Here is a 24,619-nt window from a genome sequence, read left to right on the forward strand (position 1 = left end):
CCCTCCGGTTCGGGCAGCATGACACGCATTTTCATTTTCGGACTTAGGGTTACCCTGTTCTGGCTTCTGACCGCCCTGGTCGCACAGGCACAATCCCCCATTCAGGATATTTTGCAGGAGCATCGCGCCGCGGTCGAGAAATCCTCGCGCAGCACGATCGACACGGTGCTTGAGGCGCTTTTGGCCTCTGGCCTGCCGGAAACCCGCGAGGTACTGGCCAAGTGGCGCGAAAAAGAACTTTGGCAGCGCGACGAGGACGGGCTGTTCTTCTTTGCCGAGCCGGTGACAAAGGATACCTACCGCCTGATCGACATCGCCACCGGCGACGCGGTGGGCGAATATGACAAGAAAGCCGTCACGCAGCTCAAGCCCAACAGCGGTGTGCGCAGCGTGATCGCCACCGCGCTGGTCCGGTTTCAGTTGACCGACCCCGACCCCGCCAAGCGCGCCGAAGGGCTGACCGCGATCGAGCGCGGGCCCGAAGCATCGCATCTGGCGGCTCTGCGCGCCTCGATCGAGGGCGAGAGCGACGCCGGGCTGCTGGCCCGCAAAGAGCGCCTGATACGGCTGCTGACCATTCCTTATTCCGATGACAGCGCCGCGCGCGTGGCCGCCATCGAAAGCTTTTCCACCGATCTGGGCGTCGATGCCCGCGGCGCGCTGAACCCGCTGCTGGACACACGGCGCGTGGCCGCCACCGACCTGCCCGAGGGCGCGAATATCGCCGCCGTCCTGAAGCCCGGCACCGACGCCCTGCCCCGCGACGCCGCCTATGCGCTGCTGGTCGAGGCCGGGCTGGCCCGCGCACCGGTCACCGACGCCGAAAAGAAAGAGGCGCTGATCGCGCATATCGAAAACGGCACCGTCGCCGGCATCCCGACACACAGTCTGAACACGGCCGCGGCCCGCGCCCGCGCCTATGACCTGCTGTCGGCCGAAGATGCGGTGCCCGCGGATGTGACCGAGGCCGATATCGACCGCGCGCTGAAGGCGCATGTGTTCTTTGACCAATACGGCGAACCCGACGCCGCCGTCACCGACGCCGCGGCCCAGGCCCTGTCGTCGATCGGCACCCGCGTCGGACTGAACCAGGTGCTGGATCTGGCGCTGGACGGGCTGTCGCTGGCCTCGATCTACTTTCTGGCCGCGATCGGCCTAGCCATCACCTTCGGCGTGATGGGCGTGATCAACATGGCGCATGGCGAATTCATCATGATGGGCGCCTATACGGGCTATGTGGTGCAGCAGATCGTCCCCGATTACACGGTGTCGATCATCGTCGCGATCCCGCTGGCCTTTGCGGTGACCTTCGCCGCCGGTGTCGCGATGGAGCGGCTGGTGATCCGCTGGCTCTATAACCGGCCGCTGGAAACCTTGCTGGCCACCTTCGGCATTTCCATCGCGCTGCAGCAGCTGGCCAAGAACATCTTCGGCACCCAGGCCCGCCCGCTGACCAGCCCCGGCTGGCTGGACGGGGCGCTGGTGCTGAACGATGTGGTGTCGATCAGCTACATCCGCATCGCGATTTTCGTGCTCGGGATCATCTTCCTGTTCCTGCTGCTGTTCGTGCTGAACAAGACCCGGCTGGGGCTGGAAATGCGCGCGGTGACGCAAAACCCGCGCATGGCGGCCAGTATGGGGATCAACCCCGACCGGGTGAACATGCTGACCTTCGGGCTCGGCTCGGGCATCGCCGGGATCGCCGGCGTGGCCATCGGGCTTTACGCCAAGGTCACGTCGGAACTGGGCAGCGACTATATCGTCCAAAGCTTCATGACCGTGGTCGTGGGCGGGGTCGGCAATATCTGGGGCACCCTGCTGGGCGCGGCGATGATCGGCTTCCTGCAAAAGGGGATCGAGTGGATGAACCCCAGCAACACCCTGGCGGCACAGACCTATATGATCATCTTCATCATCATCTTCATTCAGTTTCGGCCAAAGGGCATCATCGCCCTCAAGGGCCGCGCGGCGGGGGACTGACCGATGCAGAAACCGTTCTTCATCCGCAATCCGTCGGTGATGATCTTCATCGGTTTGCTGGCGCTGTTCACCGTGGCGGTCACCGCCCTGAGCGACGGCTTCGGCATCGACGTCATCTCGACCTCGATGGTCAAGACGCTGGGCAAGACGCTGTGCCTGTGCCTGATCGCCATCGCGATGGATCTGGTCTGGGGCTATTGCGGCATCCTGAGCCTGGGCCATTTCGCGTTCTTCGGGCTGGGCGGCTACATGATCGGCATGTGGCTGATGTATGAGCGCACCAAGGCGATCGTCGTCTCGTCCCTGGCGGGTGCGCCCCTGCCCCCCACGCCAGAGGAAATCCGCGACGGCATCGGCACCCAGATTTTCGGCGTCGTCGGCGGGGCCGAGATTCCGCCGATCTGGTCTTTCGCCGACAGCCTGACCGCGCAACTGGCGCTGGTGGTGCTGGTGCCCGGCCTGCTGGCGCTGATCTTCGGCTGGCTGGCGTTCCGGTCGCGCGTGACCGGGGTCTACCTGTCGATCCTGACCCAGGCGATGACCCTGGCGCTGTCACTGTACCTGTTTCAGAACGACAGCGGGTTGCGCGGCAACAATGGCCTTTCGGGGCTGCAAAACCTGCCCGGCGCGGAAAACGTGCCGCAATCGCTGATCTCGATCTGGTTCTTGTGGGCCTCGGCGCTGGCGCTGGGGTTGGGCTATCTGCTGGCGGCCTGGGTGGTGGGCGGCAAGCTGGGCTCGGTCATTCGCGGCATCCGCGATGACGAGGCGCGGGTGCGGTTCCTGGGCTATCACGTCGAAGGGTACAAGCTGTTCGTCTTCACCCTCACCGCGGTGATCGCGGCCATTGCGGGGGCGCTCTATTATCCGCAGGCGGGCATCATCAACCCGGCGGAAATCGCGCCCATCGCCAGTATTTATCTGGCGGTCTGGGTCGCCATCGGCGGGCGCGGACGGCTGTATGGCGCGGTGATCGGCGCGGCCCTGGTGTCGCTGGTGTCCACCTGGTTCACCGGCGGTCAGGTGCCGAACCTGCCGCTGGGCTTTTACACGGTCAAATGGGTCGACTGGTGGCTGGTGCTGCTGGGGCTCAGCTTTGTTCTGGTCACGCTATTCGCACCGCAAGGCATTGGCGGGCTGTTCGATCTGATCACCGGCCGCATACCACCCGCGCGCCAGGGTGCCGATCTTGGCCCCGACCAGGGATCGCTGCGCGAGAAGGAGGCCGAGGAATGAGCACGCTGCTAGAGGTCTCGGGCATTTCGGTCACGTTTGACGGGTTTCGCGCGATCAACAATCTGTCGTTCCGGATCGGCGACGCCGAATTGCGCGCGATCATCGGCCCCAACGGCGCCGGCAAGACCACCTTCATGGATATCGTCACCGGCAAGACGCGGCCCGACGAAGGCCGGGTGATCTGGGGCGAGAAATCGGTGAACCTGCTGAAAATGAACGAAAGCCAGATCGCCCGCGAAGGCATCGGCCGCAAGTTCCAGCGCCCCACCGTGTTCGAGGATCAGTCGGTGTTCGACAATCTGCTGATGGCGCTGAAAAACGACCGCGGCCCGTTCGACGTGCTGTTTTACCGGCGCAGCGCGGACGACGCCGACAAGGTGCAGACGCTGGCCGAGGAGATCGGCCTGCACGCCGAACTGCCGCGCAAGGCGGGCGAGCTGGCGCATGGGCAAAAGCAATGGCTGGAAATCGGCATGTTGCTGGCGCAGGAACCCCGGCTGCTGCTGGTCGACGAACCGGCGGCGGGCATGTCCCCGGCCGAGCGCGAACATACCACCGCCCTGCTGGTCGAGGCCGCCCGGACCCGTGCCGTGGTGGTGGTGGAACATGACATGGAATTCGTCCGCAGGCTGAACTGCAAGGTGACGGTGTTCCATGAAGGATCGGTTCTGGCCGAGGGCAGCCTCGACCATGTGACCGCCAACCAAGACGTCATCGACGTATATCTGGGGCGCTGAGATGCTGGAAACCAAGAACCTGACCCTGCATTACGGCGGCAGCCAGATCCTGTACGGCATCGACATGCAGGCCGCGACCGGCAAGATCACCTGCGTGATGGGCACCAACGGCGTGGGCAAGACCAGCCTTCTGAAGGCGTTGTCGGGCACACATCACCGATCCGGCGGCGACGTGGTGCTGAATGGCGAGCCGCTGGCCCGCCCGCCCGCCCATGTGCTGGCGCACAAGGGCGTGGGCTATGTGCCGCAGGGGCGGATGATCTTTCCGCTGCTGACGGTGAAGGAAAACATGGAAACCGCCTATGCCTGCCTGCCCCGGTCCGAGCATAGGGTGCCGGGCGAGATCTATGAGCTGTTCCCGGTCCTGAAGGAAATGCAAAACCGGCGCGGCGGCGATCTGTCGGGCGGTCAGCAGCAGCAACTGGCGATTGCCCGCGCGATGATCACCAAGCCCAAGCTGCTGTTGCTTGACGAGCCGACCGAAGGCATCCAGCCCAACATCATCCAGCAGATCGGCCGGGTGATCGAATATCTGCGCGATCAGAACACCATGGCCATCGTGCTGGTCGAGCAGTTCTTCAGCTTTGCCTATGGGCTGGCCGACAGTTTCTATGTGCTCAATCAGGGCCGGGTGACACTGAGCGGCGCCAAGGCCGATGTGTCCGAGGACGCGCTGATGGCGGCCGTGTCAGTCTGACGGCGGCGCCCAAACTTTAATCACCCGCGCACGGATGCGGCAAAATATCCCGGCATCCGGGGTCGTTTGTCCGAAAGGATTTTGCCGAATCGTGGCGTTCTTTTACCTTTTGATCAAACGTTTGCAGACAAACAAAAGGGACAGGAACATGACGCGAAGCACATCCAGAACCGGGGCACTGACACTGTCCCGCCGGCATCTTCTGACCTCTGGCGTGGCGCTGGCCGCGACCGGCGTTCTGACCACACCGGGCAAGCTGTTCGGGGCCGAGCCGCTGAAGGTGGCGGGCATCTATACCGTGCCGGTCGAGCAGCAGTGGGTCAGCCGCATCCACAAGGCCGCCACCGCCGCGCAGGATGCGGGCGAGGTCAGCTATACCTATACCGAAAACGTCTCCAACACCGATTATCCGCGGGTGATGCGCGAATATGCCGAAAGCGGCATCCAGCTGATCGTGGGCGAGGTTTTCGGGGTCGAGGCAGAGGCGCGCGAAGTGGCGGCCGATTATCCCGATGTGGCCTTCATGATGGGGTCCAGCTTCCTGCCCGACCCGGCCGTGCCGAATTTTTCGGTCTTCGACAACTATATTCAGGACGCGGCCTATCTGTCGGGCATCATTGCGGGTGCGATGTCGGCGGCGGGCAATATCGGCATGGTCGGCGGCTTTCCAATCCCCGAGGTCAACCGCCTGATGCACGCCTTCATGGCCGGCGCGAAAGAGATGAACCCCGACATGGTGTTCCAGATCTCGTTCATCGGCAGCTGGTTCGACCCGCCCAAGGCCAAGGAAACCGCCTTTGCGATGATCGAGAACGGCGCCGATATCCTGTATGCTGAACGGTTCGGCGTGTCGGACGCGGCACAGGAAAAGGGCATTCTGGCGATCGGCAACGTGATCGACACCCAGGCCGATTATCCCGACACGGTCGTGGCCTCGGCGATCTGGCATTTCGAGCCTACGTTCACCGCCGCCGTCGCCAAGGTGAAGGCCGGGGAATTCACCGCCGAAAACTACGGCCTTTATTCCTTCATGAAGGAAGGCGGCTGTTCGCTGGCGCCCTTCGGCACGTTCGAGGGCAAGATCCCCGAGGCGGCCCTGGCGCTGGTCGCGGAACGCGAGGCGGCGATCAAGGATGGCAGCTTCGTGGTCGCGATCAACGACGAAGAGCCGAAATCCTCCTGATGATCACGGATGACGGGGCGCAGGTTGTCCTGCGCCTCGACAATATCACCAAGCGCTTCGGCGCCCTGACCGCCAATGACGCGATCAGCTTTGCCCTGCATCGGGGCGAGGTGATCGCGCTGTTGGGGGAAAACGGCGCGGGCAAGACCACGCTGATGAACATCCTGTTCGGCCATTACACCGCCGACGCGGGCAGCGTGACCCTGTTCGGCACGCCCCTGCCCCCCGGCAATCCGCGCGCCGCACTCGGGGCGGGCATCGGCATGGTGCATCAGCATTTCACCCTGGCCGACAACATGACCGTGCTGGAAAACATCGTTCTGGGCACTGTGCCCTTGTGGCGCGCCGGGTTCGGGCGGGCGGCGGCGCGGGCGCGGATCGCACAGCTTTCGGCCGATTTCGGGCTGGCGGTGGACCCCGATGCCAAGGTCGGCAGCCTGACCGTGGGCGAACGCCAGCGGGTCGAGATCCTGAAAGCGCTGTACCGCGAGGCGCGGATCCTGATCCTGGACGAACCCACCGCCGTGCTGACGCCGCAGGAAACCGACGCGCTGTTCGATACGCTGCGCCGCGCGGTGGCGCTGGGGCTGTCGGTGATCTTCATCTCGCACAAGCTGCACGAGGTGATGGCAATCTCGTCCCGCGTATTGGTGCTGCGCCACGGGCGGCTGGTGGGCGAGGTCGCGACCGCACAGACCAACCGCCACGCGCTGGCCGAAATGATGGTGGGGGCCGAGGTCAAGGCGCCCGCCGTGGCCCCGGTCAATCCCGGTGCCGCGCTGATGGTACTGGACGGTGTCAGCACCCCCGACCGGGGCAATGCGCCGGGGCTGAAATCCGTCGGGCTGGCATTGAAGGCCGGGCAGATCACCGGGCTGGCGGGCGTGTCGGGCAACGGTCAGGCAGCACTGGCCGATCTGGTGGCCGGGCTGCTGCGGCCCGCGTCGGGGCAGATGCAGGTGGCGGGGGCCGTGCCGCGGGACTGGACCCCGCGCGCCGCGCTGGCCGCAGGCATCGGCCGCATCCCCGAGGATCGCCACGCCACCGGCACGATCGCCGATTTCACCCTGACCGAAAACGCCATTCTGGAAGATTACCCCGCGCCGGAATTCAGCCGCAACGGCTGGATGAACTGGCGCGCGGCGGACGGGTTCACCCGCGATCTGATCGCCACCTATGACATCCGCTGCCCCGGCCCCAGGACCCGCATCCGGCTGTTGTCGGGCGGCAATATGCAAAAGCTGATCCTGGGCCGCGCGCTGGAACATGGCCCCCGGATCATCCTGGCCAATCAGCCGGTGCGCGGACTGGACATTGGCGCGGTCACCTATGTGCAGTCGCGGCTGTTGCAGGCGCGCGACGCAGGCGCCGCCGTGCTTTTGATTTCCGAGGATCTGGATGAAATCATGGCCCTGTCCGATGTCATCCATGTGATGTCCGAAGGGCGGCTGTCGCCGCCGTTTGAACGTGGTTCAATGACCCCGGCGCAACTGGGCGTCTGGATGGCCGGGGAAGGTTTCGAACATGCGGCTTGAACCTGTCGCCACCCCGACCCTGGCGCGCACCCTGGGCCTGCCCGCGTTGGCGATCGCGCTGACGGTGGTCATTGCGGGCGGGCTGGCGGCGCTGGCCGGGGCGAACCCGTTTGCAGTGCTGGGGCTGATCGTGAAGGGCGCAGTGGGCAGCAAGTTCGCAGCCCTGGAAACACTGAACCGCGCCACGCCGCTGATCTTTACCGGGCTGGCGGTGGCCGTGGCCTTTCGCGCCAAGCTGTGGAACATCGGCGCCGAGGCCCAGCTTTACGCCGGCGCGCTGGTCACCGTGCTGTTGGGCACGGGCGCGCTGAACTGGGCCGCGCCGCTGCTGATCCCGACCATCATGCTGGGCGCGATGATCGCCGGGGCGCTGGTGCTGCTGGGGCCCGCCTTGCTGAAAACCCGGCTGGGGGTGGATGAGGTCGTGACCACCCTGCTGCTGAATTTCATCATGCTTTTGTTCATATCGATGCTGCTGGAAGGTGCGCTGAAGGATCCGATGGGCATGGGCTGGCCGAAATCGAAACGCCTGATCGCCGAGGCCCGCCTGCCCCGCATCGTCGAGGGGCTGCGCCTGCACTGGGGGTTCGGCATCGCGCTGATCTCGGCCGCCGTGGTCTGGGTGATCCAGACCCGCACCACGCTGGGCTACGAGATGCGCGCGGTCGGCCTGAACCAGCAGGCCGCGCGGTTTGCCGGCATCCCGGTCACCCGCGTGCTGATCCTGACTGCGCTGTTGTCGGGCGGGCTGGCGGCCTTGGCGGGATTTTCCGAGGTGGCCGGACTGAAAGGCGCGCTGACCCTCGATCTGTCGCCCGGCTTTGGCTACACCGGCATCATCGTGGCGATGCTGGCGCTGCTGCATCCGCTGGGCGTGGTGGTGTCGGCGCTGTTCGTCGCGGGCATCTTCGTGGGCGCCGATTCCATGAGCCGCGCGGCGGGCGTACCCACCTATATCGCCGATATTCTGCTGGCCTCGGCCCTGCTGCTGATGGTGTTGGCGATCATGCTGACGCGGTTTCGCGTCGTGCGGGGATAACGGATGGATCAGATCATCGACATCCTTCTGTCCGCCAGCTTCTGGGCCGCCGCCGTGCGCATCGCCAGCCCGCTGATCTTCGCCACCATGGGCGAGTTGATCTGCGAACGCGCTGGCGTGCTGAACCTGGGGATCGAGGGGATCATGGTCATCGGCGCCTTCGCGGGCTGGATGGCGGTCTATTCCGGCACCGGGCTTTGGGGCGGCGTGGCGGTGGCGATGGCCGCAGGGATGCTGTTTGGCCTGCTGCACGGGGTGCTGTCGGTGCCCTTCGGCCTGTCACAGCATGTGGTGGGCCTGGGCATTACCATGCTGGCCACCTCGGTCACCTATTACGCCTATCGCCTGGCGCTGCCTGAGGTCACCACCCCGCCGCGGATCGAGGCATTCACCGAATGGCCGGTTCCGCTGCTGTCCGACATACCGCTGATCGGCCCGGCGCTGTTCAGCCAGACGCCGCTGACCTATCTGGCCTTTGCCGTGGCCGGGCTGGTGGCGCTGGTACTCTATCGTACGCCCCTGGGGCTGGCATTGCGGGCGGCGGGGGAAAACCCGGCCTCGGTCGCGGCGCAGGGCCTGTCGGTGACCGGCATCCGCATCGGCGCGGTGATGGCCGGGTCGGGGCTGATGGCGGTGGGCGGCGCGTTTCTGACCATGTCGGCATTCAATTCGTTCTTCTTCGAGATGGTCAACGGGCGCGGTTGGATCTGCATCGCGCTGGTGGTCTTCGGCGCGTGGAAGCCGGGCAAGGCGCTGTTGGGCGCGCTGCTGTTCGCGGCGTTCGATGCGCTGCAAATCCGGCTGCAACAGACCCCGCTGGGCGCGGCCCTGCCCTATCAGGTGTTCCTGATGATGCCCTATATCCTGTCCATCCTGGCGCTGATATTCATGTCACGCCGGGCCGAGGTGCCCGCAGCCCTGATGGTGCCGTTCAACAAGGGGGAGCGTTGATGTTCGATCTGATCGTGAAGGGCGGCACCCTGCCCGATGGCCGCGTGACCGATATCGGCATCACCGGCGACCGGATCGCGGCCCTGGCCGATCTGACCGGGGCCACGGCGGGCGCGGTGATCGACGCCAGCGGCGATCTGGTCTGCCCGCCTTTCGTCGATCCGCATTTCCACATGGACGCCACGCTGTCCTACGGCCTGCCACGGATCAACGCATCGGGCACCTTGCTGGAAGGGATCGCGCTGTGGGGCGAGTTGAAAGAGATCGTTACGATTGACGAGATGAAGGCGCGCGCCCTGGCCTATTGCGACTGGGCCGCCAGTCTGGGCCTGCTGGCGATCCGGTCGCATGTCGATACCTGCGACGACCGGCTGCTGGGGGTGCAGGCGCTGCTGGATGTGCGCGAGACGGTGAAAGGGTATATCGACCTGCAACTGGTCGCCTTCCCGCAGGACGGGTTCTATCGCGACCCGACCGCGCGCGCCAACACCCTGCGCGCGCTGGACATGGGCGTGGATGTCGTCGGCGGCATTCCGCATTTCGAGCGCACCATGCAAGATGGTGCCGACAGCGTCAAAGAACTGTGCGCGATCGCCGCCGAACGCGGGCTGATGGTCGATCTGCATTGCGACGAAACCGACGATCCGATGTCACGTCACATCGAGGCGCTGGCCTGTCACGCCCAGCGGCTGGGGCTTCAGGGCCGGGTGGCGGGGTCGCACCTGACCTCGATGCATTCGATGGACAATTACTATGTCTCGAAGCTGCTGCCGCTGATGGCCGAGGCGGGGGTGGCCGCCATCCCGAACCCGCTGATCAATATCGTGCTGCAGGGCCGGCACGACACATTTCCCAAGCGGCGCGGCCTGACGCGGGTCAAAGAAATGCGCGCGATGGGTATTCCGGTGGGCTGGGGTCAGGATTGCGTGCGCGATCCGTGGTATTCGCTTGGCACCGGCGACATGCTGGACGTGGCCTTCATGGGGTTGCATGTGGCGCAGATGACCAGCCCCGAGGACATGGCCGCCTGTTTCGACATGGTGACGCAGGTGAATGCGTCGATCCTGAATCTGGAAGGGTACGGGCTGCATGTCGGCGCAAAGGCGTCGCTTGTGGTGCTGGATGCCGCCGACCCGATCGAGGCGCTGCGGCTGCGGCCCGACCGGCTGTATGTGATCGCCAAGGGCAAGGTCATCTCGCGGCAGGCACGCAACGATGCGCGGCTTTCCCTGCCCGGCCGGCCCGCCACGGTGCGGCGCCGCCATTTGGTTGCACAGGACTAATCCCAGCGATCAGCCGCCGCAGGGAAACACCTCTTTCAGGGTACCCATCATCGCCTCGGCGGCAGAGAGTTTCGTACGCCGGGTATAGGACGCATGGACCCAGCGCATGAAGGCCCAGCGCACCTCGTCCTCCGTGTTGACCGCGGGCGGGCAAGCGCCGGTGTCGCCGATCAGTTCCAGCGCGCCGATGAACCCCTTGATGTACTGCTCGCATTCGGTTTCGGCCGCTTCGCCCCAGCGGGCGTCATTGTCGGCCTCCTGGCACGGCGACAGAAGATCGCCCGCCAGATAGGGCGCGGCCATATGCGAGTCGGCGAAAGCCGGGGCCGAGATCAGAACGCCCGCAAGGGCCAACGGGGCGATGGAAAGAATAGCGCGCATGGGTATGCTCCTCGCTGGATGAATGATCCCGGCCGCCCACTGTCTGGGGCGGCCGGGAAACTCGGGCTTATTCCGACTTGCTGTCGGCCAGGGCATGGACGGCTTCGTTCATGACATCCTGGTGTTCGGCATTGTTGCGGAAGGCAGGCGTGTTCACCTTCGACCACAGGTCCTCGTTGGTCATGTTCTGGTGACAGCCCATGCACAGGCCGGTGCGCTCCATCTTTTCGCGCATGTCCTGCGGCAGCGGGCCGGTCAGCGGCCAGTGCGACCCCACGCTGACCAGTTGCTTGCCGTCACGGGTCACGATCTGGCTGAGGTCGTGGTCAAGCGACGGCACCGGCTGCGACTGAAACTGCGTCTGGCTCGGGATAAGTTCCCCGGTGGCGGTTTGCAGATCAACGGTGAAGCCCTTGTCGTAGCCCTTCATGAACCGGCCGTCCGAGATGCCATAGCCCAGTGCTTTGGGGTTGTTGTGGCAGCTTTCGCAGGTTCGCGCCTGACGTCCGGCAGTGTGCGGCTGCACGGCGGCATGGTCCATGCCCTTGGTGCCATTCGCATCCGGCGTCATCCAGGTTTCGTTATGGGCCACGGTCTTGCCGTCCTTGTCGATCACCGTGGTGATGACCTGACACCCCGGCATCAGCGGGCTGACCCGACCTTCGCCATTGATGCCCAGGGTCGGCTCTTCCCAACGCAGGTAGGACCGGGTTTCAGACACTTTGCCGGGGCTGGTCAGACCGTTGGTGCCCAGCGGGTTGTCGGCGGTCAGGCCGTTGGCACCGCGTTCGTTGGCATTGGCGATCCAGTCGACATCGGTCTTGCCCTCGGAATAGTCCACGGTGATGTGGCAGCCATAGCATTGCGGGGCCCAGTCGGCGTGGCAGGCGTAGCATTCCATGCTTTCCATATGCTTGCCGACAGACATCATCGCGACCTCGGCATTCGGCGATTTCCAGGTGCCGTCGATCGCGATCTGCTTGAGCACCGGAATTTCGAAGTCCAGACCGGAGGCCGAATGCAGGATCACCTTGTCACCGCGCCGCACGACGTTGCCGAACGGATTGCCCCGGGCGGTCAGAAGATAGCCGTCCTCGGGGTCGTAAAGCTCGGCGAAATACTGCTCGGCGGTCACGTCATCGGCCAGACCGCGGGCGGCATCGCCGATATCCATCTCATGCTCTTCGCCATAGCCCAGCGGCAAATCCCAGGGGAATTTCGACACGGTGCCGTGGCAATCTTCGCATTCGATCTCGACCTGGGCCAGCGTGGTGCCCGGCAGGTTGCCGTCGCCATGCATGTCCACCGTGGTGTGGCAATCCTGGCAAAGCATGCCGCCCGCCGGGTTGCCGTCCCGCGATTCGATGGAATGGTGCAGGTCATCCTTGATGTAGAGATAGTTCTTGGTGTGCAGCTTGGGCTGCTTGCCGCCGGTCTCGTCATAGGGCGAGCCATAGGGGAATTCCATGATGCCCTGATAGCTGACACCGATCCGCTTGCCACGGTTGTGGCACGAGTTGCAGGTCTCGGACGGGATGCCGGAATATTCGACATCGCCCAGTGTGACCTTGGATTTGCGGGTCGCCTGCAACTGGTGGGTCAACAGCTTGCCCGGCTGATCCTTGGCCACCGTCGGGTCGCCGCCTTCATAGAACCCTTCGTTCGAATAGGGCACATGGCAGGACGAACAGCCCGCCCCGCGATAATCGCCGCGCTTTTCCCTGCCGGTCACGCCGACATGACAGCGCTGACACTGTTGGCGCGAATAGGTGATACCGGCCAGATTGGGGTGTTCCGACACCTGATCCACGTCGACCTCGGGCACCTGCGCCATCGAGGTTGGCATCTGTTCGGGATGCGATTCGGCAAAGGCGACCATATAATCCTGATACGCCTCGGTGCCGACGATCGGCACATTGCCGTCCTCGTCCACCAGATCGTAGTTGCCATAGACCGACTGATGCGTGTCGATCACGCCCCAGGACCACAGGTTGCCCTGCAGCTTGCCGGCCTCGGTATTCATCAGCGATTTGGTCAGACGCTCGGCATAGCCGTCATGGCACTGACCGCAGGTCTTGTCCGCGATCCACAGCGCGCCGGGATCGGGGAAGAACATATGCGGGCCGTCCGCCTCGGCCAGGTCGGTCGGGCTGCCCTTGTGGGCCTCTTCGGCGGTCAGGCCGCTTGGCGTGCCGCCGTGGCAGATCACGCAGCCGCCCGGATCGGCGAAATCTTCGCCCATCACTTCGATCTGATCCATCATCGCGCCGGCGGTGAATTTCTCGATCCCTTCGTGACACGACAGACAGCCCTTTTCGGCGGCCAGCGCTTCATCGACCTTCATCGGAACGTCCACGGGGACGTCCTGAGCGTAGGCTGCTCCTCCGAACAGCATCGCCAGGGCGAAGACAATCTTTTTCACAGGCCCGACTCCATTTTGCGTGCAAGACTCAAACTTTCCTCAAACCTAAAAAGCATTGCCGCGCTTGGCCCTGACATTTGTCAGAGAACCCAAAAAAATGAGAACTGCCCCGTAAGTCCATATTCATAAAAGAGAATTGATCTGAGTCATGGTGCCGCCACACAGCAGTTTATATGCGTCGGGCAAGGCACTTTGATATTTGCACACCAACAAACCGATGACGCTCAGCCGCACGTCAGGGGGACCATGTCCGTTCGTGAAGCATTGAAACCAGCCATGAATTGCCCGGCCTCGGGCGTTGCCTGTCGCCAACCTGTCTGCCAGTTGCTGCCCGATGACGGGACCGGCCGCAGCCATGACATGACCGTACTCAAACGCGGCGAGCGGCTGGACCTGGGCAACGGGGCCTGTCAGCGCATCTGGGTCATCACCTCGGGGGTGGCGGCGATCTGCACCGGGCTGGCCGACGGGCGGCGCCAGATCGTCGGGCTGGAAACCCCCGGCGAGATCATCTGCGGGCTTGCCGCCGCCTCGGGGTCGGAAAGCTGGCTTGAGGCGCTCAGCGAATGCCATATCTGCGAGCAGAGCCTGGCCGGGTTACACGGGCCGCTCGATCAGCATCCCGATCTTGTCTCGGCCCTGTTCGTGCTGATCCACGCCCGGCTGGAAACCTGCTCGACCCATCTGGTCACGCTGGGGCGGCTCGACAGCATGGAACGGGTCAGCCTGTTCCTGTTGGACATGTCGCGCCGGATCGGCCAGCCGGCCGGCGCGTCGGTTCAGGTCGAGTTGCCGATGACGCGCGAAGACATCGCCGATTTTCTGGGGCTCAACAGCGAAACCGTCAGCCGCCTGTTCACCCGGCTGCGCAAAAGCGGGCTGGTCAAGTTCCAGTCGCGCAGCGCCTATTACATCCCGGACATCGCGGCGCTTGAACGGCGCATCCCGATGCAAAGCCGTGCGCCGCACAGCTTTCAGACCCATGCCCCGCGCGCGGCGGGCGACCAGTCTTTCCCGAGGGGAGCCCTACAATGATCGTTGAATTCGGGCATTTCGCCCTTGTCATGGCGCTGGTGGCGGCGATCCTGCAATCCACCGTGCCGCTTTGGGGTGTGCGCACCGACAACGCCGCCGCGATGCGCTTTGCCGACAATGCCGCGCAGGTGCAGTTCGTGAGCATCGCCGCCGCCTTCGGCGTGCTGGTCCATGCCTATGTCGTTTCGGACTTTTCACTGCTGAACGTGGCGCTGAACAGCCATTCGGGAAAGCCGATGCTCTATAAGGTCACCGGCGTGTGGGCCAATCACGAAGGATCCATGCTGCTGTGGGTGCTGATGCTGTCGCTTTTCGGGGTGCTGATCTCGGTCTTCGGGCGGATAGTGCCGGTCGCGATGCGGGCCACGGTGCTGTCGGTGCAGGCAATGATCGGCGTGGCCTTCCTGGCCTTCATCCTGCTGACCACGAACCCGTTCGCACGGCTGATCAACCCGCCGCTGGACGGGCAAGGCATGAACCCGCTGCTGCAGGACCCCGGCGTCGCCTTCCACCCGCCGCTGCTGTATCTGGGCTATGTCGGCTTTTCGACCGCGTTTTCCTTTGCCGTGGCCGCGCTGGTGCGTGGTCAGGTCGACCCGAGCTGGGCGCGCTGGATGCGGCCCTGGGTTCTGCTGGCCTGGTCCGCGCTGACTGCCGGTATCGCGCTGGGGTCGTGGTGGGCCTATTACGAACTGGGCTGGGGCGGCTTCTGGTTCTGGGATCCGGTGGAAAACGCCAGCTTCATGCCCTGGCTGCTGGGCACCGCGCTGCTGCATTCCGCGATCGTCGTCGAAAAGCGCGCCGCGCTGCTGGCCTGGACCATCCTGCTGGCGATCCTGACCTTCGGGCTGTCGCTGATCGGCACCTTCCTGGTGCGCTCGGGCATCCTGTCGTCGGTTCATGCCTTCGCCAACGACCCAGAGCGCGGCATTTTCATCCTGCTGATCCTGGTGGTGGCCATTGGCGGCGCGCTGACGCTGTTTGCCTGGCGCAGCGCGAAACTGGCCGATGGCGGCTATTTCGCGCTGGTCTCGCGCGAAGGCGGGCTGCTTTTGAACAATGTTCTGCTCAGCGCAGCCACCGCGATCGTCTTTGTCGGCACGCTGTATCCGCTGGCGCTGGAACTGGTGACCGGCGACAAGATCACCGTCGGCGCGCCCTATTTCAATCAGGCCTTCCTGCCGGTCTTTGCCCTGGTGATCCTAGCCGCCGCGATCGGCCCGTTTCTGGCCTGGAAACGCGCCAACCGCCGGCAGGTGCTGCGCGCCACCGGCCTGTCGGTCGGGCTGACGCTGTTGATCGGGGCCGCGCTGATGGCGCTGTTCGGCATCCCCGAACCCGCTGGCCTGTTCGGCATCGGCATCGCGCTGTTTCTGGGCGTGGCCGCCAGTGTCGACCTGGCCCGCCGGGTCGGCGTCGGCAGCACCCCGGCCCGCACCGCGCTGCACCGGCTGATCGGGCTGCCACGCTCGACCTGGGGGATGTATCTGGGCCATACCGGGCTGGCGATTGCCGCCGCCGGCGTGATTGCGGCCTCGCTTTGGAAGGACGAAGAAATTCAGGTCGTCCAGATGGGCGACCCGGTGCAGGTCGGCAGTTATGCCTTCACCCTGCTTGATGTCGAAAACGGCACGGGCCCGAATTACCAGACCTCTGTCGCGACGGTCCGCGTCACCCGCGACAACAGGCTGATCACCATGCTGCGCCCCGAACGGCGCTGGTATCCGGTCGAGCAGAAACCGACCACCGAGGCCGGGATCGAAACCCGCTGGCACGGCGATTTCTATGCGGTGCTGGGCGATCCGGATCAAAGCGGCGGCTTCGTCACCCGATACTACTACAACCCCGGTGTCCCGTGGATGTGGCTCGGCGCGCTGATTCTGGCGCTGTCGGGGCTGATCTCGTTGACCGACCGGCGGCTGCGCGTGGGCATTCCGGCGCCGCGTCGGCGCATGGCGCCCCAACCGGCGGAATAGGAGGATGACCATGAGGATACCCCTGCCCGCCCGCCTGCGCCCTGCCCTTCTGGCGCTGATGCTGGCGCTGCTGACCGCCCCGATGGCCCTGGCGCTGGACGCGGACGAGATGTTCGCCGACCCCGCCCAGGAAACCCGCGCGCGGGAAATCGGCCGTCAGTTGCGCTGTCTGGTCTGTCAGAACCAGTCGATCTTCGATTCCAATGCCGGGCTGGCCAAGGATCTGCGCGTTCTGGTGCGCGAACGGATGGCGGCCGGCGACACCGATGCGCAGGTGCTGCGCCATATCTCGGACCGGTTCGGGGATTATGTGCTGCTGAAACCGCGCTGGTCGGCCAAGAACGCGGTGCTGTGGCTGACCCCGGCGCTGGCGCTGCTGTTCGGGCTGTCCGGCGCCGTAGTTTATGCGCGCGGACGCAAACCACCGGCCGGCTTGGCGGGCATGAGTGACACCGACCGGGCCGAGGCCCGCAAACTGCTTGAGGGAGACCGCACATGACCCTTCTGTGGATCGCCATTACCGGCGCGGCCCTGATCTGCGCCTTGTGGATGGCCTGGCCGTTCCTGCGCCGCACCGAGGTCGAATTGCACGAAACCGATCAGGCGCTGTCGATCTATCGCGATCAGGCCGACGAGGTGCACCGCGACCTGAAGGCCGGGCTGATCAGCGCGGCGGAATTCGACGCCGCCCAGCAGGAAATCGAGGCCCGCGCGCTGAAGGCCGCCCGCAAATCCGTCCGGGGCATGTCGGTCTCGCACCGTTCGCCGGTCTTTGCCGCGACCCTTGTGGTGCTGGCGGCGGGCGCGGCGCTGGCGGGCTATGCCGGGCTTGGCAACCCTGCGCTGCCCGATCTGCCGCTGGCACAGCGCAAGGCGCAGGCCCTGATGCAGCAGGCCGAGGCGGGCGATATCGACAGCCGCATCCAGTTGCTGATCCAGACCACCCGCGACAACCCGCAATCGTTCGAGGATTGGTGGCTTCTGGCGCGCAGCTATGCCGCGATCGGCGACAATGCCTCGGCCGCCGACGCCTATCGCCATGCGGCCGAGCTGTCGGACAACAACCCCTCGGTACTGTCGGCCTATGGCGAGGCGATGACGCTGGCCAATGGCAACAAGGTGCCGCAGGCCGCCCGACTGATATTCGAGCAGGTGCTGGCGCGCGGCACCGACCCGCGCGCACGGTATTATGTGGCGCTGGCCAAGGCGCAGGCGCAGGATTTCGAAGGCGCGCTGCACGGTTGGGCCGCATTGGCCGCCGACTCGTCCCCCGACGCGCCCTGGATGGGGTTGGTACGGCGCGACATCGTCAACATGGCCCGGTTCCTGAAGCGCGACGTGACCGCCTATCTGCCCGATGCCACCGCGGTGGAAATCGCCGCCGCCGGGTCTGCCGGGGGCGGGGCGGATATCGGCAGCGCCGAGGCCATGACCGCCCGCGCGGTCGGGCTGGAACTGGCACTGGCCGGTGATCCGGCCGATTACAAGGGCTGGATCGAGCTGGCCCAAATCCGTTCGGCCCTGGGCGACGACGAAGGCGCGGCGCGCACCATTGCCGATGCGCGGGCGCATTTCGCCGCCGCCCCCTTCGTTCTGGGCAAGATCGACGATGCCGCCACGGCGCTTGGGCTGGATCTGCTGGCGCAGGCGCCGGGTGTTTCGGGACCGGATGCCGCCGACATCGCCGCCGCGCAGAACATGAGCGCCGACGAACAGGCCGACCTGATCGCCGGGATGGTCGCCGGACTGGCCGCCAAGCTGGAGGAAAATCCAGACAACCCCGACGGCTGGATCATGCTGGTGCGGTCTTACGCGCAGCTTGGCAAGGCCGACAAGGCGCAGGCGACCTACAGCGCCGCGCGCGCCCATTTCGCCGAAAAGGCAGCGATCCTGGCCCGGCTTTCCGCCGAGGCCGGGCCGGCCGTGACCACGCCCTGACCGAAAGGGCGCGGTCCCAGTGCCGCGCCCCGGGAGTTTCATTAGGCAAACCGAACTTTCAGGGTTGGGAAACGCGCCCATCTGGACTAGCCTGCGCCGCAATATATCACTGAGGAGATTTATCCGGTGCTGAACTTCATTTCAGAACATTTTGACAGTAAAACTGCGGTCATCGCCGCCGCGACCGACACGGTAAGCCCCGCCGCCTGGGGCCATCTTCTGACCGACGGGCCCTGCCCGTGCTGCGGCGTCGATCTTCTGAACACCGACGCGAACGGCGCCGACGGCCTGATCGCAAAAGCCTCTGCCATCGCGCTGAGCGTTTCGTCCTATACCGATGCGATCAACTGGGGCGACCAGGCGGTCGACAGCGGCGAATTCAACGGCGACGGTGACATGGTCATCGAGTATTATTTCGTCCCCGGCACCGGCAGCTATGGCGGCCTGTTCCCGCGGCTTGAATGGACGGCCTATGAAAAGCAGCAGGTCGCGGTCGCCTTCGACACCTACGAGGCGATCATCGATGTCGAGTTCGTGGAAACCACCAATGCCGCGGATGCCGAATTTTCGCTGAACAAGGTCAACGCATTCGGCCTGTTTCTGGGGGTCATGAACCCCCCGGGCGAGGCCAGCCCGGGCTCTGCCGGCTTCAACGCCGGCGTCGGCGCCGTGGGCTGGGATGCAACCGGCGGGCTGGAACAGGGCGGCTATGGCTTCATCACCCTGATTCACGAATTCGGCCATGGCCTTGGCCTGGCGCATCCGCATGACGATGGCGGCGGCTCCAGCATCCTGCCGGGCGTCTCGGGGGCCGACGACACCGGCACCGGCGATCTGAACCAGGGCATCTATACCACCATGTCCTATGTCGATGGCTGGGCCACCAACCCCAACGGCGCCCTGTCGCCGTCCGACACCGTGGACTATGGCTATCAGGGCACGCCGATGGCGATCGACATCGCGCAGCTTCAGGAAAAATACGGCGCGAATGACGAATACCACACCGGCGACGATGTGTATTACCTGCCCGACGCGAACGAGGCCGGAACGTTCTACAGCTGCATCTGGGATGCCGGCGGCACCGACGAGATCCGCTATGACGGCAGCGAGAACGCAGTGATCGACCTGCGCGAAGCGACCTTGCAGCTGGAAGAAGGCGGCGGCGGCTGGATTTCCTATGCCGACGGCATCTATGGCGGCTATACCATCGCCAATGGCGCAGTGATCGAGAACGCCACCGGCGGCGCGGGCAACGACGCGCTGATCGCCAACGGCGCCGACAACGTGCTGACCGGCAATGGCGGCAATGATACATTCATCTTCACCGCCGATGGCGGCGGGTTCGACACGATCGCCGATTTCGAGGATGGCTTCGACATGGTCGATGTGTCCGATCTGGGCCCGTTCAACCGTCAGGACCTGTCCGCCAGCATGGATGCCTCTGGCATCACGCTGACCTATCAAGATCAGATCATCTTCTTCGAAGGTGTCGAACGGTCGGAACTTTCCGGCGCGGATTTCATCCTGTTCGCCTGATGAAACACGCCGCTGCGGCCCGCCTTGGGTCGCAGCGGCGCCAGTTCCGGGGGCTCAGTCCGCCAGACTGTCGCGCAGGAAATCGCGCAGATCGACCACGCGCTTTTCCGCCATCGACACATAGACGAAGCCCATATTCGTGCGCTCGGTGATCATCTCGCCCGGGAAGGGCAGATAGCTCAGCTCGCGCGAGCCGAACGAGGGCGAGGCCGTGCCGACCTGCCATTCGGTCCGCAACTCCACATCCACCAGTTTCAGCGCCGGGCTGTCGCCGCCGCCGATTTCCAGCGGTACGCCGGCGATCTTCAGATAGGCCTGCTTGTCCTTCGCCGCGGTGAAGCCATCGATGAACTGGGTGGTCAGAACCTGAAGGTCGGCCGCCCGGTCGCCCGGTTCCATATGGCTGTGCAGGTGGTCGGGGTGGGCGTGGTTGTGGCCCGACCCGTGATGATGATGGTGGTCGTCGTCGTGATGGTGTGGGTGATCATGCGGCATCGGTCATTTCCTTTTCGCAGGGGTCGACCAGCGGCGGCCATGGGTCGCCTCTGAATAGTCGCCCATCGGCAGCGTCACCGGCTTGTCGATATGGCGCTTGTGCTTGCCCAGCGTGCCCGCCGACACCATCGAGCCCAGAACATCCACGATCACCCGCGTGCCCAGCAGTGCGGTGATGTCCGAGGTGTCATAGGGCGGCGAGACCTCGACCAGTTCCATCCCGCAGATGCCTTCGGCCGCGACCTTGGATGCCAGCGCCAGCGCCTCGCGCGGCAAAAAGCCCCCCGGTTCGGGCCAACCGGTGCCGGGCACGAAACCGCAATCGACGCTGTCGATGTCGAAGGACATATAGACCATGTCCACCCCGTCCCACGCCATTTCCAGCGCCATCTCAGCGGTCTTGTCGACGCCCATGCGCTCCATATCCGACATGGTGATGATGTTGGTGTTGCGTTCCCGCGCCACCCCCACCGCCTCGCGCGGGACCTGCCAGCCGCCGATGCCGACCTGCACAAGGTTCTTGGCCGGCACGTTCGGCAGGTTGGTCGCGTGGAACCACGGCGTGGTGTGCATCCGTTCGTCCAGGTCCTTTTCCTGAATATCGGCGTGGCGGTCGAAATGCACGATCCCGATCTTTTTCGACGTGCATTCCGCGATGCCGCGCACCGTGGGATAACCGATCGAATGATCGCCGCCCAGAATGATCGGCAATGAGCCGCTGGAAAACACATGCGCGCAGGCGCGGCTGATCTGATCGAAGGTCTTTTCGATATTGGCGGGGATGGTGAAGATATCGCCCGCGTCGCACAGGCTCATCTGTTCGCGCAGGTCGATGGCCATTTCATAATTGTAGGGCGTGTAAAGAGCGCTGATCTTGCGGATACCCTGCGGCCCGAAGCGGGTACCGGGGCGATAGGTGGTGCCGCCATCGAACGGCGCGCCCAGCACGGTGGCGTCATACTGGCCGACCTCTGACACGTCCTCGGCATAGGGGGCTTTCAGGAAGGTGTTGATGCCCGCGTAATGCGGCAACTCGCCCCGCGCGAAGGTGGGGATCGACTTGTCCTCGATGCTGTCGGCGCCGGTCAGGCCCATGCGCAGCGCCCATTGCTTTTCCTTTTCCCATTCGTCGCCGGGAATGTCGGCCTCGGCCTGCATCGACTTCCAGCCCTGCAGCTTCGACAGGTCCGGGTGGTGAAAGCGGCGCGCCTCATGGCGCTGGTCGGCCGGGTGGTGCGACCGGGGGCGGCGGCCTGATTCAGTGAACATGGATGCTCTCCTCGGGGTTGTCGTGCGGCGGCGTGGCCGTCCGCGTGTCGAAATCATAGGTGATGGTGGCGCCATAAGCCTCTGGCGCCTGCGGGTCCCAGCGGGTCTTGTCGAAGACCAGCACCCGGTCGCCCAGCTTGAAGCCTTCGGACAGATCGTGGGTGACCATGAACACGGTCATGCCGGTTTCGGCCCGCAGCTCCTGCAAGAAACCATGCATCTTAAGCCGTGTGCCGGGGTCGAGCGCGCCAAAGGGTTCGTCCAGCAGCAGGATCTTCGGCTTCGCCGCCAGCGCCTGGGCAATTGCCAGCCGCTGCTGCATCCCGCCCGACAGCGCCGCCGGATATTGCCCCGCCACATGCGACAGCCCGATCCGTTCCAATGCCGCATCCGCACGCTTGCCCGCCGCCCGATGCGCGCGGCCCAGCAACAGGCCCAGCGGGTTCGCACCCAATGCCTCGGCCGCGATCAGGTTTTCGCGCACGGTCATGTGCGGGAACACTGAATAACGCTGAAACACCACGCCGCGATCCTTGTTCGGCTCGCGCGCGGGCGGCGCGCCGTCGATCCGTATCTCGCCCCGGCTGGGCTGTTCCTGCGCCAGCAGAAGCCGCAGGAAGGTGGACTTGCCGCAGCCCGACGCACCGACGATCGAGATGAATTCGCCTTGTTTCACCCCCAGCGACACGCGCTCCAGGATCGGGCGGTGGTTGTAGGACTGAAAGACATTGTCGACCTCGACATAGCTCACAGCGTGCCCTCCCCCGCCCAGGGGTACAGCCGCTGCGTCAGCCGCTTGAGCAGCCAGTCGATCACGAAGGCCAGCACGGTGATCCAGATGACGTAGGTCAGGATCACATCCATCGCCAGATAGCGGCGCACCAGAAAGATGCGATAGCCCAGCCCGTTTTCGGCGGCGATCGCCTCGGCCGCGATCAGGAACAGCCAGGCAGAGCCCAGCGACAGCCGTACCGCCTGCAACAGGCGCGGCATCATCTGCGGCAGCGCCACCCGCAGCCCGATCGCAAGCGAGGTTGCGCCAAGGGTCTGCGCCTTGACCATCTGCTCGGCGGGCAGTTCGGCCACCCGCTGTGACAGATCGCGGATCAGGAAAGGCGTTATGCCGATGGCGATCAGCGCCACCTTGGATACTTCGCCCAGCCCCAACACGATGAACAGGATCGGCAGCACCGCCAGTGGCGGGATCATCGACAGAACCGACACAAAGGGCGCGCCCCCCGCGCGCACCAGCGGCAGCAGCCCGATCAGCAGACCAAAGCCCAGCCCCAGCGTCGCCGCGATGCCCACGCCAAGCGCCAGCCGCCGCAGGCTGGCGCCGGTGTCTTTCCAGAACAGGATGTCGCCCGATCGCTTGTCGGGCTGCGTCAGCAACCGCTGCGCCGTTTCCACGATCTGCGTCGGCGCCGGCAACAGCTTGTCCGCCGGGTTGACCGCGCGCCGCGCCTCGGACCCGAGCGCATAGGCCACCAGCACCAGCACGAAGGGCAGCATCAGCAGAAACCCGGCCAGCGCCCGGCCGGGTTTGCGGTTGACCAGGCGCACCGAACCGGGCTTTTCAGCGGGGTCCGGCACGCGCGGCAACATGGGGGAAACCGGCGGTCTCAGAGCGCGCCGTCCGCGGCCATCTGCATATAGGTCGTGTCGAAGCGGAACTTGACGTTGCCCGCATCGCCGGTGGTCGATCCGTCCGGATAGGCCACACCCACGAAATCGGCCGAGGGCGCGCCTTCGCCCAGGATACCCTTGTCGAACAGGAACCCGGCCACATTGACCATGGTTTCGGGCAGTTCGGGGCCGGAGGCGAAGGCCACCGCCGCAGCCGGGTCATAGAACATCGCGGTCGAGGCAAGCTGCGCGTCATAGCCCGCCAGATCGGTGCCCGAGGCCGCCGCCATCGCCTCGCGCGCGGCGATGCCCTCGGGCGTGTCGGATGACATGATCGCCATCGCCTCGTACCACGCGCCGGTCACCGCCTTGCCGAAGGCCGGGTTGGCGTCCAGAACCGCGGTATTGACCACCATCAGATCAATGATCTCGCCCGGAATGTCGGAACTGTCGAACAGCATGTTGGCGCCCGGCTCTGCCATGATGGCCGAGACCAGCGGGTTCCACGTGACCACCGCCTGTACGTCGTAAGTGGCATAGGCCGCGATCATGTCGGCGTCCGAGGTGTTGATCACCCCGTCCAGATCGGATTCCGACAGGCCCACACTGTCCAGCCCGCGCGCCAACAGGTAATGCGACACCGACAGTTCGACCAGATGCACGGGCTTGCCCGCCAGATCGGCCAGCCCGCCTTCGCCCTTCAGGATCACCGCGTCATTGCCGTTGGAATAATCCCCCACGATCAGCGCCGTGGTATCGACACCCCCGCCCGACGGGATCGACAGCGTATCCATGTTGGTGGCCGACACACCGTCGAACGCGCCGGCGGTGTATTGGTTGATCGACTCGATATAATCGTTGATCTGCACGATCTCGACGTCGATGCCGTATTTGTCGGCCCATTTGTCCATGAGGCCGCTGTCTTCGATATAGCCCCAGGGCATCCAGCCCACATAGATCGACCAGGCGAGTTTGAAGCTGTCTTTTTCCTGCGCGGCGGCAATAGCCGGGGTCAGCGCGAATGTCAGCGCGGCAAGTGTCGAGGTCGAGGTTAGTGAAAATCGGTTCATGGCAGTGTCCCTTTGCGGCGTCAAAAACAGCCCGACCGGAACACGATAAGCAGAGAGCACGTTTCGATCGAACGGTGCAGTGCTCTCCCGGGATTTTGCCCCGCCGTGTACCGGACCCGTGATCGGACCCGGCGGCATCTCTCGGACCTGCTTTGCCAACGCAAACGGAACCCTAGACGCCCTGCATGGGCCTATAATGCGGGATATCGCGGCCCGGTAAACGCCGCGCG

At 64.9% G+C, this 24,619-nt stretch carries 21 protein-coding genes and 1 riboswitch; of the genes, 14 read left to right on the plus strand and 7 right to left on the minus strand.

Annotation, left to right across the window (positions count from 1 at the left end; genetic code table 11):
* The first annotated feature begins 18 nt into the window (after window positions 1-18).
* The 9 genes from urtB to ACSR1C_RS09075 all read left to right on the plus strand — a co-directional run bounded on the left by urtB (window position 19) and on the right by ACSR1C_RS09075 (window position 10,641).
* Entirely contained in the window at window positions 19-1,980 is a 1,962-nt protein-coding gene (urtB, locus tag ACSR1C_RS09035; RefSeq protein ID WP_460259203.1) for an urea ABC transporter permease subunit UrtB, read from the plus strand.
* A 3-nt stretch (window positions 1,981-1,983) separates the two neighbouring features.
* Entirely contained in the window at window positions 1,984-3,216 is a 1,233-nt protein-coding gene (gene urtC / locus ACSR1C_RS09040) for an urea ABC transporter permease subunit UrtC (protein WP_460259202.1), read from the plus strand.
* Window positions 3,213-3,953, plus strand: a complete 741-nt coding sequence (gene urtD, locus ACSR1C_RS09045) for an urea ABC transporter ATP-binding protein UrtD (RefSeq protein WP_460259201.1) — start codon at window positions 3,213-3,215, stop codon at window positions 3,951-3,953. The genes urtC and urtD overlap by 4 nt, the downstream gene beginning before the upstream one ends.
* Before the next feature lies 1 nt (window position 3,954).
* Complete coding sequence (gene urtE / locus ACSR1C_RS09050) at window positions 3,955-4,650, plus strand: urea ABC transporter ATP-binding subunit UrtE (protein ID WP_460259200.1); 696 nt, start codon at window positions 3,955-3,957, stop codon at window positions 4,648-4,650.
* Between the two features lie 148 nt (window positions 4,651-4,798).
* The gene (locus tag ACSR1C_RS09055) at window positions 4,799-5,833 is read left to right on the plus strand and encodes a BMP family protein (RefSeq protein WP_460259199.1); all 1,035 of its coding nucleotides are present in this window, start codon (window positions 4,799-4,801) and stop codon (window positions 5,831-5,833) included.
* Window positions 5,833-7,368 (plus strand): ABC transporter ATP-binding protein, encoded by a 1,536-nt coding sequence (locus tag ACSR1C_RS09060; RefSeq protein WP_460259198.1) that lies wholly within the window; start codon window positions 5,833-5,835, stop codon window positions 7,366-7,368. The genes ACSR1C_RS09055 and ACSR1C_RS09060 overlap by 1 nt, the downstream gene beginning before the upstream one ends.
* Window positions 7,358-8,407, plus strand: coding sequence for an ABC transporter permease (locus ACSR1C_RS09065; protein ID WP_460259197.1), 1,050 nt, complete (start codon window positions 7,358-7,360; stop codon window positions 8,405-8,407). Before ACSR1C_RS09060 ends, ACSR1C_RS09065 begins: the two co-directional genes overlap by 11 nt.
* A 3-nt stretch (window positions 8,408-8,410) precedes the next feature.
* Window positions 8,411-9,358: an ABC transporter permease gene (locus tag ACSR1C_RS09070; RefSeq protein WP_460259196.1), complete on the plus strand. Its 948-nt coding sequence runs from the start codon at window positions 8,411-8,413 to the stop codon at window positions 9,356-9,358.
* Complete coding sequence (locus tag ACSR1C_RS09075; protein ID WP_460259195.1) at window positions 9,358-10,641, plus strand: amidohydrolase family protein; 1,284 nt, start codon at window positions 9,358-9,360, stop codon at window positions 10,639-10,641. Before ACSR1C_RS09070 ends, ACSR1C_RS09075 begins: the two co-directional genes overlap by 1 nt.
* Window positions 10,642-10,650: 9 nt before the next feature.
* On the opposite strand, the gene ACSR1C_RS09080 is transcribed toward ACSR1C_RS09075, so the two are convergent.
* Complete coding sequence (locus ACSR1C_RS09080) at window positions 10,651-11,022, minus strand: Rap1a/Tai family immunity protein (RefSeq protein ID WP_460259194.1); 372 nt, start codon at window positions 11,020-11,022, stop codon at window positions 10,651-10,653.
* Window positions 11,023-11,089: 67 nt separating this feature from the next.
* A complete protein-coding gene (locus ACSR1C_RS09085) occupies window positions 11,090-13,444 on the minus strand; it encodes a hypothetical protein (RefSeq protein ID WP_460259193.1) in 2,355 nt (784 codons plus the stop codon).
* A gap of 360 nt (window positions 13,445-13,804) precedes the next feature.
* On the opposite strand from ACSR1C_RS09085, the gene ACSR1C_RS09090 reads away from it, so the two are divergent.
* From ACSR1C_RS09090 to ACSR1C_RS09110, 5 genes are all read left to right on the plus strand, one after another.
* The gene (locus ACSR1C_RS09090; protein ID WP_460259192.1) at window positions 13,805-14,479 is read left to right on the plus strand and encodes a Crp/Fnr family transcriptional regulator; all 675 of its coding nucleotides are present in this window, start codon (window positions 13,805-13,807) and stop codon (window positions 14,477-14,479) included.
* Window positions 14,476-16,455 carry a heme lyase CcmF/NrfE family subunit gene (locus ACSR1C_RS09095; protein WP_460259191.1) on the plus strand — a complete coding sequence of 660 codons (1,980 nt, stop codon included), beginning with the start codon at window positions 14,476-14,478 and terminating at the stop codon, window positions 16,453-16,455. Before ACSR1C_RS09090 ends, ACSR1C_RS09095 begins: the two co-directional genes overlap by 4 nt.
* A 10-nt stretch (window positions 16,456-16,465) precedes the next feature.
* Complete coding sequence (locus ACSR1C_RS09100; RefSeq protein WP_460259190.1) at window positions 16,466-16,954, plus strand: cytochrome c-type biogenesis protein; 489 nt, start codon at window positions 16,466-16,468, stop codon at window positions 16,952-16,954.
* On the plus strand, window positions 16,951-18,393 hold the full coding sequence (gene ccmI, locus ACSR1C_RS09105) for a c-type cytochrome biogenesis protein CcmI (RefSeq protein ID WP_460259189.1): 1,443 nt from the start codon (window positions 16,951-16,953) through the stop codon (window positions 18,391-18,393). The genes ACSR1C_RS09100 and ccmI overlap by 4 nt, the downstream gene beginning before the upstream one ends.
* A 126-nt stretch (window positions 18,394-18,519) precedes the next feature.
* Window positions 18,520-19,929 (plus strand): M10 family metallopeptidase, encoded by a 1,410-nt coding sequence (locus ACSR1C_RS09110; protein ID WP_460259188.1) that lies wholly within the window; start codon window positions 18,520-18,522, stop codon window positions 19,927-19,929.
* 54 nt (window positions 19,930-19,983) lie between these two features.
* Here the strand turns inward: ACSR1C_RS09110 and ACSR1C_RS09115 are convergent, their stop codons facing one another.
* From ACSR1C_RS09115 to ACSR1C_RS09135, 5 genes are read right to left on the minus strand one after another with little or no spacing between them, the layout of a single operon-like run.
* On the minus strand, window positions 19,984-20,424 hold the full coding sequence (locus tag ACSR1C_RS09115; protein WP_460259187.1) for a hypothetical protein: 441 nt from the start codon (window positions 20,422-20,424) through the stop codon (window positions 19,984-19,986).
* Window positions 20,425-20,427: 3 nt separating this feature from the next.
* Window positions 20,428-21,693, minus strand: coding sequence for an agmatinase family protein (locus ACSR1C_RS09120; protein ID WP_460259186.1), 1,266 nt, complete (start codon window positions 21,691-21,693; stop codon window positions 20,428-20,430).
* Window positions 21,683-22,444 carry an ABC transporter ATP-binding protein gene (locus ACSR1C_RS09125; protein WP_460259185.1) on the minus strand — a complete coding sequence of 254 codons (762 nt, stop codon included), beginning with the start codon at window positions 22,442-22,444 and terminating at the stop codon, window positions 21,683-21,685. Before ACSR1C_RS09125 ends, ACSR1C_RS09120 begins: the two co-directional genes overlap by 11 nt.
* Complete coding sequence (locus tag ACSR1C_RS09130; RefSeq protein ID WP_460259184.1) at window positions 22,441-23,286, minus strand: ABC transporter permease; 846 nt, start codon at window positions 23,284-23,286, stop codon at window positions 22,441-22,443. Before ACSR1C_RS09130 ends, ACSR1C_RS09125 begins: the two co-directional genes overlap by 4 nt.
* Before the next feature lie 29 nt (window positions 23,287-23,315).
* Complete coding sequence (locus tag ACSR1C_RS09135; RefSeq protein WP_460259183.1) at window positions 23,316-24,389, minus strand: putative urea ABC transporter substrate-binding protein; 1,074 nt, start codon at window positions 24,387-24,389, stop codon at window positions 23,316-23,318.
* A gap of 82 nt (window positions 24,390-24,471) precedes the next feature.
* Window positions 24,472-24,576: riboswitch (guanidine-I (ykkC/yxkD leader) on the minus strand.
* Between the last annotated feature and the right edge of the window lie 43 nt (window positions 24,577-24,619).

Source organism: Actibacterium sp. D185-2 (assembly GCF_054954595.1).